This window comes from Vibrio cincinnatiensis DSM 19608 (genome assembly GCF_900167345.1).
Taxonomy (GTDB): domain Bacteria; phylum Pseudomonadota; class Gammaproteobacteria; order Enterobacterales; family Vibrionaceae; genus Vibrio; species Vibrio cincinnatiensis.
Window position 1 is genome coordinate 21,199 of record NZ_FUXB01000008.1, and the last position, 13,853, is coordinate 35,051.

Annotated in this window: 13 protein-coding genes; 5 read left to right on the top strand and 8 right to left on the bottom strand. The window is 43.2% G+C overall.

The window, feature by feature from the left end:
- Nucleotides 1–40 precede the first annotated feature (40 nt).
- The 4 genes from ptsI to cysZ all read right to left on the bottom strand — a co-directional run bounded on the left by ptsI (nucleotide 41) and on the right by cysZ (nucleotide 4,323).
- Entirely contained in the window at nucleotides 41–1,765 is a 1,725-nt protein-coding gene (ptsI, locus tag B5D54_RS08790) for a phosphoenolpyruvate-protein phosphotransferase PtsI (protein WP_078926177.1), read from the bottom strand.
- Nucleotides 1,766–1,912: 147 nt separating this feature from the next.
- On the bottom strand, nucleotides 1,913–2,170 hold the full coding sequence (locus B5D54_RS08795; RefSeq protein WP_078926178.1) for an HPr family phosphocarrier protein: 258 nt from the start codon (nucleotides 2,168–2,170) through the stop codon (nucleotides 1,913–1,915).
- A 297-nt stretch (nucleotides 2,171–2,467) separates the two neighbouring features.
- Nucleotides 2,468–3,436 carry a cysteine synthase A gene (gene cysK / locus B5D54_RS08800; RefSeq protein ID WP_078926179.1) on the bottom strand — a complete coding sequence of 323 codons (969 nt, stop codon included), beginning with the start codon at nucleotides 3,434–3,436 and terminating at the stop codon, nucleotides 2,468–2,470.
- 140 nt (nucleotides 3,437–3,576) lie between these two features.
- Entirely contained in the window at nucleotides 3,577–4,323 is a 747-nt protein-coding gene (gene cysZ / locus B5D54_RS08805; protein ID WP_078926180.1) for a sulfate transporter CysZ, read from the bottom strand.
- Between the two features lie 228 nt (nucleotides 4,324–4,551).
- Between cysZ and zipA the strand changes: the two genes are divergently transcribed.
- The 5 genes from zipA to cueR all read left to right on the top strand — a co-directional run bounded on the left by zipA (nucleotide 4,552) and on the right by cueR (nucleotide 10,165).
- Nucleotides 4,552–5,397 (top strand): cell division protein ZipA, encoded by an 846-nt coding sequence (gene zipA, locus B5D54_RS08810; RefSeq protein WP_078926181.1) that lies wholly within the window; start codon nucleotides 4,552–4,554, stop codon nucleotides 5,395–5,397.
- A 62-nt stretch (nucleotides 5,398–5,459) separates the two neighbouring features.
- Nucleotides 5,460–7,469: an NAD-dependent DNA ligase LigA gene (gene ligA / locus B5D54_RS08815; RefSeq protein ID WP_078926182.1), complete on the top strand. Its 2,010-nt coding sequence runs from the start codon at nucleotides 5,460–5,462 to the stop codon at nucleotides 7,467–7,469.
- A gap of 475 nt (nucleotides 7,470–7,944) precedes the next feature.
- Nucleotides 7,945–9,024 (top strand): porin, encoded by a 1,080-nt coding sequence (locus B5D54_RS08820; RefSeq protein ID WP_078926183.1) that lies wholly within the window; start codon nucleotides 7,945–7,947, stop codon nucleotides 9,022–9,024.
- Between the two features lie 69 nt (nucleotides 9,025–9,093).
- Nucleotides 9,094–9,732: a DUF2057 domain-containing protein gene (locus B5D54_RS08825; RefSeq protein WP_078926184.1), complete on the top strand. Its 639-nt coding sequence runs from the start codon at nucleotides 9,094–9,096 to the stop codon at nucleotides 9,730–9,732.
- A gap of 10 nt (nucleotides 9,733–9,742) precedes the next feature.
- Nucleotides 9,743–10,165, top strand: a complete 423-nt coding sequence (gene cueR, locus B5D54_RS08830; protein WP_078926185.1) for a Cu(I)-responsive transcriptional regulator — start codon at nucleotides 9,743–9,745, stop codon at nucleotides 10,163–10,165.
- Nucleotides 10,166–10,364: 199 nt separating this feature from the next.
- Here cueR and B5D54_RS08835 read toward each other — a convergent pair whose 3' ends face one another.
- The 4 genes from B5D54_RS08835 to B5D54_RS08850 form a co-directional block, all read right to left on the bottom strand.
- The gene (locus B5D54_RS08835) at nucleotides 10,365–10,832 is read right to left on the bottom strand and encodes an NfeD family protein (protein WP_078926186.1); all 468 of its coding nucleotides are present in this window, start codon (nucleotides 10,830–10,832) and stop codon (nucleotides 10,365–10,367) included.
- The gene (locus tag B5D54_RS08840; protein WP_078926187.1) at nucleotides 10,829–11,758 is read right to left on the bottom strand and encodes an SPFH domain-containing protein; all 930 of its coding nucleotides are present in this window, start codon (nucleotides 11,756–11,758) and stop codon (nucleotides 10,829–10,831) included. The genes B5D54_RS08835 and B5D54_RS08840 overlap by 4 nt, the downstream gene beginning before the upstream one ends.
- A gap of 248 nt (nucleotides 11,759–12,006) precedes the next feature.
- Nucleotides 12,007–12,861, bottom strand: a complete 855-nt coding sequence (locus tag B5D54_RS08845; protein ID WP_078926188.1) for a co-chaperone YbbN — start codon at nucleotides 12,859–12,861, stop codon at nucleotides 12,007–12,009.
- A gap of 155 nt (nucleotides 12,862–13,016) precedes the next feature.
- On the bottom strand, nucleotides 13,017–13,844 hold the full coding sequence (locus B5D54_RS08850) for an SDR family oxidoreductase (RefSeq protein ID WP_078926189.1): 828 nt from the start codon (nucleotides 13,842–13,844) through the stop codon (nucleotides 13,017–13,019).
- Nucleotides 13,845–13,853: the final 9 nt, after the last annotated feature.

Consider the following 13,853-nt stretch of genomic DNA (forward strand, 5'->3'; position numbering starts at 1 on the left):
AGGAGTTTGCTCATAGTCACCTATTGTAGGGGGTTTATCCTTATTGACACTTCTCGGCGATGAATTTTTCAACGCAAGCTTCAATTTCTGCCGCTGTTGGTAGAGATAAAGCTTCTTGTGCCATTGCTTTTACTTCAGCAAAGTTTGAGTTACGAATGACTTTCTTCACTTTAGGAATCGAAATACCACTCATAGAGAACTCGTCTAAGCCCATACCCAACAATAACAGTGTTGCTCGTTCATCACCAGCAAGCTCACCACACATTCCTGTCCATTTTCCTTCAGCATGAGAGGCATCAATCACTTGTTTGATAACCGTCAATACTGCTGGTGACAGTGGATTATATAGGTGAGAAATCATTTCATTACCACGGTCAACCGCAAGGGTGTACTGGGTGAGATCGTTCGTACCGATAGAGAAGAAAGAAACTTCTTTCGCTAAATGATGAGCAATCGCTGCAGCAGCAGGGGTTTCTACCATCACACCAATTTCGATGCTTTCATCAAAAGCTAGCCCTTCGCTACGAAGTTCAGCTTTGTACTCTTCAATGGCTTCTTTTAAGGCACGAATTTCTTCAACAGAAATGATCATTGGGAACATGATGCGCAGTTTACCATGTGCAGAAGCGCGTAAAATACCACGTAATTGGTCACGTAAAATTTCACGACGATCTAAACTGATACGTACTGCACGCCAGCCTAAGAATGGGTTCATTTCTTTTGGCAGATCCATGTAAGGGAGATCTTTATCACCGCCAATATCCATAGTACGGATAATAACAGACTGGCCTTCCATCGCTTCTGCGACTTCTTTATAAGCTTGGTACTGTTCTTCTTCCGTAGGCAGTGCATCACGGTCCATAAATAGGAATTCAGTACGGTAAAGGCCGACACCTTCACCCCCGTTGCGGATAATACCGTCACAATCTTTCACTGTGCCAATGTTACCGCACACTTCGACACAATGACCGTCAAGTGTTTCAGCGGGTAAATCTTTAAGTTTCGCCAGTTCTTCTTTTTCTGCCAAGAAAGCTTGTTGAACTTGCTTTGCTTGCTCAAGCTCAGCTTCTGTTGGGTTAACAAAAATCTGGTTGTTGATCGCATCTAGAACCAACATGTCGCCATTCTTGACTTGCTTGGTAATGTTGTTAGTACCAACAACTGCAGGTAATTCTAAAGAACGCGCCATGATCGAAGTATGAGAAGTACGACCGCCAATATCACAGGCAAAGCCCAGCACGTAATCTAAGTTGATTTGTGCTGTTTCTGATGGCGTTAGGTCGTAAGCAACTAGAATGACTTCTTCGTTGATATCACTGATTGAAACGATGTTGATACCGAGTGCATTTTTTACAAAGCGAGAGCCGATATCACGGATATCGGTTGCTCGTTCTTTTAGGTATTCATCATCAAGAGACTCCAGCGCGGTCGCTTGCTCTTCAATGACGGTGTAAATTGCATTGTCGGCAGAAAGTTTGTCGTTCTTGATGAGGGCTAAAATTTCTTCTTCTAGCTCTTCATCTTCAAGCAACATGATGTGGCCTTCAAAGATGGCTTCTTTTTCTTCACCAAAAGTTTCCAGCGCTTTTTGCTTAATGACTTCAAGTTGAGCCGCTGATTTTTTGCGGGCGTCATAGAAACATTGGATTTCTGCTTCAACTTGAGTTTCTGGAATGGTGTTTGTGTTTAGGACAATTTCATCTTCTTGAAGTAGTAATGCTTTACCTATAGCAATACCAGGAGATGCTAGGATGCCTGAAATCATAGCCTTACCTTAAATTGGTCAACTGTAAACGGGAGGAAATGGACGTTAGTGCTAACGATAATATGTAGCCTATTTTCGGACATATTTCCAATAAAGCCATCTTGTGGGTAACAAAATGGCTTTTATTATTTAATTGGAAAAAACCAATTAGTGAAGTTGGTCCATTAGTGCAACTAGGTGATCAACCGCTTCTCTTGCTTGAGGACCTTCTGCTGAAATAGAAACGACAGTACCTTTTACTAAACCTAGTGTTTGAAGTTTGAATAGGCTTTTCGCACTCGCGCTTTTACCGTTTGATGTTACGGTAATGTCTGCATCAAAAGCTTTTGCTTCTTTAACAAACTGTGCAGCTGGACGAGTGTGAAGACCGTTCTCTGCCGTAATTTCTACTTTCTTCTCGTACATGTTTTATACCCCAATTAATTTAGTTTTTGTAAGTTGTTAACTTGCATAAGCTTAACCTTAACCGTCAATTTCTGCTAGCGCAGTAACAGTATTTTCGTGTCAGAGCTTATCCTCGTCTAAAACAATCAATCGCTTTGTTATTTTTAGCTAACAATAACCATTGATTTTAATCTAGTTAGCTTCTTTTATTTTGAAGCTAGAAATAAAACACCCCGATATTACCAAAGGTGGGGCAAGGATCAACAAAAAAGCCCCTGAACGGGGCTTTTTTAAACGAAAATTTGATTTAACCACCTATTACTGTTGGTTTTCTTTTTCGGTAAAAATACCAGAAAATAGAGCGGTACTGAGATAACGTTCACCTGAACTTGGTAGCACAGTAACAATGGTTTTTCCTTCAAATTCAGGTAGTTCAGCAAGTCGATTTGCAGCAACTACCGCAGCACCTGAAGAAATGCCGGCTAAGATGCCTTCCTCTTCCATGAGTCGACGAGCCATTTCAATCGCTTCATCGGAGGTTACCGTTTCCACTCGGTCAATGAGGGATAAATCTAGGTTACCTGGGATAAAACCCGCTCCGATACCTTGAATTTTGTGAGGTGCGGGTTTTATCTCTTCACCAGCTAATGCTTGAGTAATGACGGGGGACTCTGCTGGTTCTACAGCAACAGACACAATGGCTTTGCCTTTTTCGCCTTTAATATAGCGGCTGGTACCCGTCAGGGTGCCACCGGTACCGACACCTGCAATAAAGACATCGACTTGGCCGTCAGTGGCATCCCAAATTTCAGGTCCGGTTGTTTTTTCATGAATTTCCGGGTTAGCTGGGTTATCAAACTGTTGAAGTAATAGGTACTTTTCTGGGTTGCTTGCCACTATTTCTTCCGCTTTTGCAATAGCGCCTTTCATTCCCTTCGCCGCTTCAGTCAGTTCAAGGTTTGCGCCTAGTGCTTTGAGCAATTTACGGCGTTCAAGGCTCATGGATTCTGGCATGGTGAGTGTCAATTTATAGCCACGAGCGGCAGCAACAAAGGCAAGGGCGATCCCCGTATTACCACTGGTGGGCTCAACCAGCTCGATTCCAGCTTTGAGTTTGCCTTGTTTTTCTGCTTCCCAAATCATGTTTGCACCAATTCGGCATTTCACACTAAAGCTTGGGTTGCGAGCTTCAATTTTTGCCAGCACTTTGCCTTTACTCACTTTATTTAAGCGAACAAGTGGTGTGTTACCAATGGTTAGGGAGTTGTCTTCGTAAATTTTACTCATAGTTATATTCCTTCATTACGCAGATTTAGTCTTGGATGCGTGGAGATAATTTGTCGATACCATCCAAGAATAAGGGGTGAATAGATAAGGTAAAGGACTAAAAAGTTATAACTTATTAAGGATTTAAATTTACTGAGTGATCACGCTCTATATTGGTTTTTAAATTCCCCAACCCACATGGCCGTTGCTCCACACACGGCAACGGGCATGATAAAAAGGTTCAATACAGGAATTGCCGTGATCATTGAAACAACAATACCAAACCCATACGCTTGGCTTTGTTTTTGTTTCAAACTGTTTCGCATAGTATTGAAATCAACTTTGTGGTTGTCAAAGGGGTAATCACAATACTGAATAGACAGCATCCATGCTGTAAATATAAACCATAGAACGGGCCCAACGGTTTGTCCTAATGCTGGGATCAGCAGTAACAGAAATAACCCGATGGCTTTCGGGATCATATAGGCCATTTTTCGGCATTCTCTGAGTAAAATACGTGGGATATCTTTGATGAGGTCCACAATGCCTTGTTCTGTGACTGCTTGCCCAGTGATTTTTTGTTCCACTTTTTCGGCGAGCAATCCGTTCAAAGGGGCGGCAATAAAATTGGCTAATGTACTAAAAAAATAGGAAAAGGTTCCTAAAATAGTCAATGTCAGTAAAGGCCAGAGTAGATAACTTAGCCAAGATAAAAAATCAGGAAGCACTTCGATCCATTGATTGATCCAACGGTCTAAGTGGGTAAATAAGTAATACATCGCTCCACCGACGAGCAGTAAGTTGGCTAACAACGGAAATAGGACAAAACGTCGAATCCCTGGTGAGAATGCGAGTTTGATACCTTCGATAAAATAACCAAGACCCGAACGTTGTGATGTGATTGGCATGACGGTTCCTCAACGAAATGAGAGATGATATTAACTCATCTCTTCATGGTAACGGAGTGAGATGCAAATAAAAATTTGCTCATAGACGTAACTTCTAACATTAAGTTGTTCTAAAACTGGGGTAAGTTTTGGTAAAGTAACCGAATAAACCGATAAATCTACCTTGGTAAACGTGCGTCATAGGCGTTAGAGCTCAGAACATCAACACCGAGAAACTGAGAGTTTAAAATGCAGGAATTGCGATTCGTACTCATTATTGTCGGCGCGCTAGCGATAGCCGCTTTACTATTTCATGGTCTTTGGACCAGTAAAAAGGAAGGAAAGTCTAAATTTGGTGATAAGCCTCTGGGCCGAATCGCGGTTGAGCGCCATGACGATACGTCATCATCAAAGGCTTCGCTGGATGAGGTGGTTCGTAAGGAACGCAAAGAGCCTGATTTTGGTTTATCGAGTCATGAGGTCGATCCTTTGATTGCCGATTATGAGTTAGACGTTCCCGCTACCTCGCTGCCCCTTTCTGATGACGTTGATGTTCAGCCGTCTTCAGTGATCTCTGCAAATCCGGTGTCTGAACCCTCAGAGACGCACTCTTCAAATGACGTATCATCGGTAACAACGGCTGCGGTGGCAGAGCATGAGTCAACCGAAGAAGAAGCTTTGCAAGTGCTCGTATTGAATGTGCATTGTGCTGGTACTGAGCCATTTATTGGGACTAAGCTTTTTGATAGCCTGCAACAAAATGGATTGTTGTATGGAGAAATGGATATTTATCATCGCCACTCGGATTTATCCGGAACGGGAAAAGTGTTATTTAGTGTTGCCAATATGATGCAGCCGGGAACACTGAAGCATGATGATCCTGCTTTATTTACGACCAAAGGTATTTCCTTTTTTATGACGCTTCCTTGCTTTGGCGATCCTGAGCAAAACTTTAAGTTGATGCTAAAAACGGCCCAGCAAATTGCAGATGATCTGGGGGCTAATGTCTTAGATGATGCAAGAAACTTAATGACGCCTGATCGCCTGTCTGCATACCGTAAACAGATCCAAGAGTTTAAAGCTAAACAAGCTTAACTGCTTGATAGTAAATAAAGGCTCCAGGTCGGAGCCTTTTTTCATGATTCGAGAGAATAACGATGCAACCCGTAGAGCAAAAATTACAAGAATTACGTCAAACCCTGCATGAGCATGCCATACGTTATTACGTAGAAGATGCACCGACCATTCCGGATGCGGAGTACGATAGGCTTATGCGAGAGCTATTAGAGCTTGAAGCGCAAAATCCTCAATGGATCACGGCTGACTCGCCCAGCCAACGTGTGGGAGGTGCACCGCTCTCTGGTTTTGAGCCTGTAGTTCATGAGCTACCTATGCTATCACTCGATAACGCATTTGAAGAGGAAGAACTAGACAGTTTTTACCGTCGTATGAGCGAACGTGTTGCTGCAGCCAAGCAGGCACAATTTTGCTGTGAACCGAAATTAGATGGGTTGGCGGTCAGTTTGCTCTATGTTGATGGTGTGCTGGTACAAGCCGCAACCCGTGGTGATGGGGCAACAGGTGAAAACATTACGGAAAATGTTCGAACCATTAAATCTATCCCTTTGAAATTACGTGGTACTGGTTGGCCGAGAAGGATTGAGGTACGTGGCGAAGTCTTCATGCCGAAAGCGGGTTTTGAGCAAATGAATGCACAAGCGCTGAAAAAAGGGGAAAAAGTTTTTGTTAACCCGCGTAATGCGGCGGCAGGAAGTTTACGTCAGTTGGATTCTCGTATTACTGCGACAAGGCCATTAGCCTTTTATGCATATAGTGTCGGGGTGGTAGAAGGTGGAACCTTAGCGGATAGCCATTATGAGCGCTTTTTACAGTTAAAACAGTGGGGGTTACCCATTAGCCCTGAGGCAAAACGGGTTGAAAATTTAGCGCAAGTAAAAGAATACTACCAAGATATCGTTGAGCGGCGTGGTGCATTACCTTATGAAATTGATGGAGTGGTGATCAAAATCGATGATGTTCATTTGCAAGAACGGTTGGGTTTTGTGGCTCGCGCCCCTCGTTGGGCGATTGCCTATAAATTTCCTGCTCAAGAGGAAATGACTCTACTCAATGATGTTGAGTTTCAAGTTGGGCGGACAGGAGCGATCACGCCGGTTGCTAAACTTGAACCGATCTTTGTCGGAGGGGTTACTGTAAGTAATGCCACTTTGCATAATGCCGATGAAATTGAGCGATTAGGCGTCATGATCGGCGATACGGTGATTATTCGCCGTGCAGGTGACGTGATTCCACAAATTGTTGCGGTGGTGCCCGAACGAAGAACCGATGAAGCGAGAGCGATTTCTTTCCCCACGCAGTGTCCGGTTTGTCACTCTGATATTGAACGAGTGATTGGTGAAGCCGTTGCCCGTTGTACTGGCGGGCTGGTGTGTCGGGCTCAGCGCAAAGAATCGCTCAAGCATTTTGTCTCGCGTAAAGCCATGGATGTTGATGGGCTCGGAGATAAAGTCATTGAGCAATTGGTTGATCGTGAAATGGTATTGACGCCCGCTGATCTGTTTAAACTCAGAGCAGGAGAGTTGACCGTTCTGGAAAGAATGGGGCCTAAATCAGCGCAGAACATTACTCAAGCTTTAGAAAAAGCGAAACAAACCACATTGCCCCGTTTCTTATATTCGCTTGGCATTCGTGAAGTGGGGGAAGCAACGGCACTGAATCTTGCTCAGCATTTTTGTACTTTGGATGCTGTGATGAAGGCATCTACCGAGCAGTTGATTGAGGTGCAAGATGTTGGAATGGTGGTTGCCAGCCACATTCAAGCGTTTTTTAGTCAAGATAGTAACCAACAGGTGGTTAAAGAGTTATTGGCTTTAGGAATTAGTTGGCCAGTCATCGAGCCAAAAAGTGATGAACAACCACAGCCATTGGCTGGAAAAACAGTAGTATTGACGGGATCGTTATCACAGCTTTCACGAAGTGAAGCTAAGGCCGCACTACAAGCGTTAGGAGCCAAAGTGACGGGAAGCGTTTCTAAAAATACCGATATTTTGTTTGCTGGTGAAGCGGCGGGTTCAAAATTGGTCAAGGCCCAAGAGCTAGGGGTTGAAATCTTAGGAGAGCAAGATTTAATTAATTTGATCCAATAGCGATAATTCCCTTGTTATAGAAACCCTCAGCAGTTCTGTTGAGGGTTTTTTATTTGTTGAAAATAACTTACTTGAACATGGACGATTCGTCTTCAATGAAAAGAAACGCTTGGATTTTTTTGTCACCTGGTTTTTTCTATCAATGCGAGTGACTTCAATAAAATCGCCAGCTGTTGTTATTAACTTATTGTTTTTTATTTATTTTATTTTCTTGCGTGGTGTTCGTTTGAATAATTAGATCTTGATCACTTACTGGCTTAAAGTTTGTCTTGGGTCATATTTTTTTAGTTAAAAATTAAGTTCTGATTGATGTTTTATCTGCGGCCGTTAGTCTTAAGGCATGGATACACAAGTGTGTATACAGACAGCGATGAGATTCTTAATCAGGTTCTCATGCAAGGAAAAGTTTTCTCCCTTCGGCGGCCAACTTTGGGGAGAAAAATAAAACAGCTATCTCTATTTTTAGGAGTTTTCCATGGACAAAATGTTTAAACGCTCTCTATTGGGTGCGGCCGTTGCTACGATGCTTTCTTCTGGTGCAGCATTTAGTGTTTCGGCTGCAGAATCCGCAAACTATGAAGTTTATGGGGTTATTGCACTGCAAGCGGCTTATCGTGATTATGATACAGGCAGTAAAGCGAGTGATGATAATTTAGGTGGTACTCAGTTTAACAACGAATCTCGTCTTGGTTTCCGTGGTGAGAAAGATTTCAAAAATATTGAATCTACTTTTATTTGGCAAATCGAAGCGGGTTATGTAGACCCATCCTTCTCTGACCCAGGTTCAGAATGGGGTGCACGTGATACCTTTGTTGGCTTTAAACATGACAGCTACGGTACAGTTCGTTTAGGTCGCGTTTTGTCACCTCTTTATGAATTGGTTGACTGGCCAGCCTCTAACCCAGGTTTGGGCGATGTCTTTGACTGGGGTGGTGCGATTGGTGGTACTAAACACCAAGATCGCGCTTCAAACACCATTCGCTGGGATACACCAACATTTGCTGATAGTCTATCTCTGAACCTAGCTTACGGCGTAGCAGGTAAAGATGGTGCACAAAAAGGTGACGGTAAAGATTACTGGATGGGTGCGGCAGCACACTACAAACTTTCGGTTTTCCAATTTGACTTAGCCTATGAAGGCAACCGTGACGTAGCCAAAGAAGAGACTGAGTGGGATAACGATGCTTACCTATTTGGCGTGCAAGGTTGGTTTGATAATGGCCTTTCTTTCTACGCTCAGTATAAGATGATGGAAGCGAAACCTTCTGCTGGCGATAAAGAGAAGCAAAATGCTTACTCTGCGGGTGTTGCTTATACAACGGGTGATTGGCAGTTCAAAGTGGGTTATGCGAAGAACGAAGAACTTAAAGTGGGTGGCGATAAGCTAAAAGGTTCGGATGACGATGTGTTATCTGTACAAGCGCTATACTTTGTTGACCCATCAGCGGTGCTGTATGCTCGTGCACGTACCTTAGATTTTGGCAAAGCTTATAATGATCGTTGGAAATCAGCCGATTATGATGAGTACTCAGTGGGTGTAGAGTATTACTTCTAAGCAAAGCGTGAATTTTTGTTATAGAGTATGGCGAGCTTAGGCTCGCCATTTTATTTTGAAGGATAGACTATGAAATTATTACCTATTAGCTTGCTGGCATCGTTACTGTCTATTTCGGTAGGCAGTTATGCCAATATTGACGTGACCTTTGATCGTGATATTCAATTGTTGGCTGTCAATGGTGAATCGGAAGGGTTTACTTTTGGGCACCGTTCAGATCTGACATTAGAGCCGGGAGAGCATCAGCTATTGGTTCGAGCAGAGCGAGTGATTCCGATGTCAGGAAAGAAAAATAAATATAAGTCACCGCTGATGGTTGTGAAAATTTCTGGTGATGAGGGAAAATTAACCCTTGCCCCGGCCATGACTATTCGTAATGAAGATAATGCGCGAGAGTTTGACCGCCATCCGGCTTTAGACATCAAATTTACACAAGGCACTTTGGAGGTAGAACAAGACTTTATTCCTGGCCGCTCCTTTGGTTTAATGGGGGACTATCGCAAAGAATTGGCACAGTTTAATCGTACAGAAAGTAAAGCGGCGATTCACCGCGCCTCATTGACCCGCTCTGTGGTCGCTTCTCGGGTTGAAGAGACATCGACAGTCGCCGGCCTTGAAACGGGTAAACTTGAGATGATCCAACAGGCTTATCTTGATCTTGATGAAGCACAGCGTAAAGCTTTTCTATCTTGGGCGGTAAGTCAGTAGTGGGAGAAATATGCAAATTAGTGATGTTGCAAAAATAACGGGGTTAAGTGCTAAATCAATTCGATTCTATGAATCAAAAGGGTTGATTGCGGCTCCTGAGCGAGGCAGCAATGGTTACCGATATTATTCGGAAAGTCATTTGGCATCACTGCGTTTAATTGCCAGCGCTAGGCAGGTTGGATTTAGCTTAGAAGAGTGTGCTTCTCTATTACAACTGGCGCAAAAAAAAGACCGAACCAGTGCAGAAGTTAAGCAAAAAACTCAACGTAAAGTGCAAGATATTGAGAGCAAGATTGAGCAACTTGAGCAGATTAAATCACAATTACAATTATGGATCCGCGAATGCCCCGGTGATGGTGGCTCAGAATGCCCCATTTTAGAGAATCTGTACCACTATCCTTCCGTTTCCCAATCATGTTGTATGAAAAAATAAGGCTCCAACGAACAACAGATAGAAAACAATGGATAAAAAAGAAGAAGAGCGAGTGGCTTTTCTTACTTATTTGATGTTTTTTCACAGAAAGCGTCTTTCTGAAAGCGACAGCCGTGTTTATCACAGCGAAATCCTATCGCGGTAAAGGTTCGTTTGGATGCGAACCTTTGCCACGATAGGTTGTGTCTAAGTTGAGATGTTATTTCTCTACTGGTTGATACAACTTAATTTTAAGGGTAATGCCATCAAGCTCAACAATTTCGATGATACTGCCTGCGCTGATGTCCTCATCACTTATCGCTGACCACGTGCTGTCAGCAAGATGTATACGTGTGATAATTCCAGCTTTTACATCATCCGTTATTGCTATTCGTTGACCAATGAGCTGTTTCTCTTTTTGATTTAAAGAACGTTGACTGTCGCTAATACGGTCTGTTTTAAATTGTCGACGCCACCATAACCAAGTGGTCAGTAACGTGAAGCTCGCAAACGTCATCCACTGCAACTGCCAGCCCATGGGGATAAATACCATTAACATGCCCACCAACAAACCCGATAGCCCCAACCAAAGAAAATAACCCGCGGTACCAAGGAGCTCTACTGCAAGTAATGCTAAGCCTAAGGCTAACCAGTGCCAATAGTTAAATTGTGTTAACCAATCAATCAAGCTTGATTTCCTTTATTGTTTGAATGTTGAAACATCTCTGCGATACCAGCGATTGAACCCATAAGCCCAGTCGCTTCCAGTGGTAGCATGATGATTTTTCCATTGTCTGCCTGACCAATCGATTTTAATGCTTCGGTATACCCTTGAGCAATAAAGTAATTGACGGCTTGCATATCTCCCTGTGCGATGGCTTCTGATACCATAGTTGTTGCTTTTGCCTCTGCTTCAGCGGCTCGCTCACGAGCTTCCGCTTGTAGAATAGCGGCTTGCTTTTCACCCTCGGCCTTTAATATTTCAGACTGTTTTTGCCCTTCTGCGCGTAAAATTTGTGCTTGGCGAACACCTTCGGCTTCTAAGACTTCTGCACGTTTATTTCGCTCTGCTTTCATTTGCGCATTCATTGCCGCCGTCAGATCGGCTGGGGGTTGAACATCTTTTATTTCAATACGGGTGATCTTAATTCCCCATGGATTGGTGGCTTGGTCAATAATGGCTAATAGTTTGGTATTAATCATATCCCGTTGGCTGAGCATTTCATCCAGCTCCATGGAACCCAGTACAGTACGCATATTCGTCAGGGTTAGGTTACGAATCGCATGTTCTAAATCGGTGACTTCATAAGCGGCTCGAGCGGCATTAATCACTTGCACAAAACAGACGGCATCAATGACCACGCTTGCATTATCTTTACTGATCACTTCTTGCGCTGGGATATCAAGCACTCTTTCCATCATGTTGATTTTTTGACCAATTCGGTCAACAAATGGAATGATAATATTTAACCCTGGTTGTAATGTGTGGGTATAACGGCCGAAGCGTTCGACCGTCCAGTGGTTACCTTGAGGGACGGTTTTTACTGCCGAAACAATAAATGAGACTACAACAACGACAAATATACCGATGGTAATCAGAGAATCAATAGCCATGACGAATCCTTGTTAATTGAAAAATTAGAATGATTGGACACGAATTGTGCAGTAGAGCAAGAGAACAGGCAAGGGGACTGACTTAAAATTGGGCACAATAGTATGAAATTCAATGTGCGAAGCCATGCGTCAATGTATTCTGCATTGCTAACCTTGTTGCTGAATGTGCACCCTATTCGCATCGTCATGTGAGCAGGGTGCAGATTTTTATTGCCAATCAGGGGGAGTTTGGTGTGTTTGAATGGCTATCAGTAAAGTAAAGAATAGAGTTGGCGACGGTAACGGCTTGCAATAGGGTTACCTTGTCCAAGCGTACTCAAAATATCCATAAAGGTTTTTTTCATCTCGCCTTCTAGTGTATTGAGGTCATTTTTTAGAAAACGCCACAATAGATCGAGCGCTTCTTCATCTCGTTGAACTTGATGGTATTGGCTGGCCAGCTCATTGGCCATTTTGGCATCGGTTGGATTTTGGGACAGTGTCGATTCTAGTGCTTGGATTTCAGGACTGTCAGCGGCTTGTTCATACAATTCCACTTGGGCGATTAAGCGCTTGTAATAACCATCCTGATATTCCAGAGGAATGGCGGATAATTGTTCTTTTGCTTCATCAAAGCGCCGATTCGCCAGTAAGCACTCAGCGAGAGCCAGCTTGACTTCTGCCTGAGTTTTCCACGGTTCATCAAGTTCTATCAGTAAGGGTAAAGCTTGTTCGTATTGCTGTTCACTCACCATTTGTAACGCTTGCTGTATGGTGCGTTCTTCTTGACTCGGTAAGTGGCGGGTTAACATCTCTTTGATTGCCTCAATCGGTTGTGGCCCACCCAGCCCATCAACCGGTTGTCCATTAATAAATAGTGCGATGGTCGGGAGTGCTTGAATGCCAAATTGAGCTGCGATTGACTGCTCTTCTTGGCAGTTCAAGGTGGCTAGCTGGAATGCACCGCCATATTGTTGAGCCAGTTGTTGAAGCTGAGGGGTCAACTGAGCACTTTCATCACTCATGGGGGCCCAAAAATAAAATAAAATAGGCTGATGCACTGAATTTGCTAATACGTCACGAAAGTTGTGTTGATTAACATCAAGTGTATGAGGTGAGTGCATGGTTATTCCTTATGATCTATGGATATAGGTAGAGAATGGGGGAGAGAAGGATAAATCTCAAGGTGCGAGTGAATTATCCTTTGAATGAATACGCTTGGTCGGGAATGGTGCAGGGTGATGAAAGGACTGACGAGTTCATTAGGGTAAGCAAGATTTCATGCTGATTTATTCAATAGCTTATCGAGTGTTCGCCCTGGTAATACGCGTTTCAGAACTGCAAACAGTTTCGTTGGAAAAGTGATCCGATAACGTAGCTTGGGCCGTTTCGCTTCTAAAGCATGAAGCAAAGGAGGAAGGCACGCTTGAGCGGGAAGAGCGAATGGATGGTTCGATTCTTCCTTGGCAAGGCGAGAGATCTGTGTTTGATAAGCGTTTTTATGCAAGGAGGTGTTGATATTAATCCAACGAGTAAAAGCGTGTAATGCGTTGGCTCTAAATTGGGTATTTATTGGGCCAGGTTCAAGCAAACTAATGTGAATATTTGAACCGGCTAATTCTAAACGTAATGTATCCGTCCAACCTTCAATAGCAAATTTTGATGCATTGTAAGCTCCTCGATATTTCATTGCGGCAAAACCTAAGATAGAGCTGTTTTGAATAATTCGGCCATAACCTTGTTGACGAAAATGAGGCAGTAATAATGTGGTTAATGTATGCCATCCAAAAAAGTTACTTTCAAATTGTGCTCTTAATGCCTCGGTCGGTAAATCTTCCAACGCGCCTGGTTGTCCATAAGCCCCATTATTGAATAAGGCATAAAGCTGATGATTAGAGAGCGATAACGCTGAGTTTACTGCAGATTTGATACTATTTTCATCGGCTAAGTCTAACTGAATACAAGTTAAGCCAGCTTTTTGTAAGCGTTGAACATCTTTGCTATCACGGCAAGAAGCAATGACATGATAGCCTCGCTGTTTGAGTTCGAGAGCGGCCATATAGCCAATACCTGATGAACAGCCAGTAATAAGGATTGAGCGGGTCATGATTTATCC

Excerpts from the sequence above, each read along its gene's own strand:
- B5D54_RS08825 (WP_078926184.1), top strand. The coding sequence starts at position 9,094 with ATGAAATTATTACCTATTAGCTTGCTGGCATCGTTACTGTCTATTTCG.
- B5D54_RS08795 (WP_078926178.1), bottom strand. The coding sequence starts at position 2,170 with ATGTACGAGAAGAAAGTAGAAATTACGGCAGAGAACGGTCTTCACACT.
- ptsI (WP_078926177.1), bottom strand. The coding sequence starts at position 1,765 with ATGATTTCAGGCATCCTAGCATCTCCTGGTATTGCTATAGGTAAAGCA.
- B5D54_RS08840 (WP_078926187.1), bottom strand. The coding sequence starts at position 11,758 with ATGGCTATTGATTCTCTGATTACCATCGGTATATTTGTCGTTGTTGTA.
- zipA (WP_078926181.1), top strand. The coding sequence starts at position 4,552 with ATGCAGGAATTGCGATTCGTACTCATTATTGTCGGCGCGCTAGCGATA.
- cysK (WP_078926179.1), bottom strand. The coding sequence starts at position 3,436 with ATGAGTAAAATTTACGAAGACAACTCCCTAACCATTGGTAACACACCA.
- cysZ (WP_078926180.1), bottom strand. The coding sequence starts at position 4,323 with ATGCCAATCACATCACAACGTTCGGGTCTTGGTTATTTTATCGAAGGT.
- cueR (WP_078926185.1), top strand. The coding sequence starts at position 9,743 with ATGCAAATTAGTGATGTTGCAAAAATAACGGGGTTAAGTGCTAAATCA.
- B5D54_RS08850 (WP_078926189.1), bottom strand. The coding sequence starts at position 13,844 with ATGACCCGCTCAATCCTTATTACTGGCTGTTCATCAGGTATTGGCTAT.
- ligA (WP_078926182.1), top strand. The coding sequence starts at position 5,460 with ATGCAACCCGTAGAGCAAAAATTACAAGAATTACGTCAAACCCTGCAT.
- B5D54_RS08820 (WP_078926183.1), top strand. The coding sequence starts at position 7,945 with ATGGACAAAATGTTTAAACGCTCTCTATTGGGTGCGGCCGTTGCTACG.
- B5D54_RS08845 (WP_078926188.1), bottom strand. The coding sequence starts at position 12,861 with ATGCACTCACCTCATACACTTGATGTTAATCAACACAACTTTCGTGAC.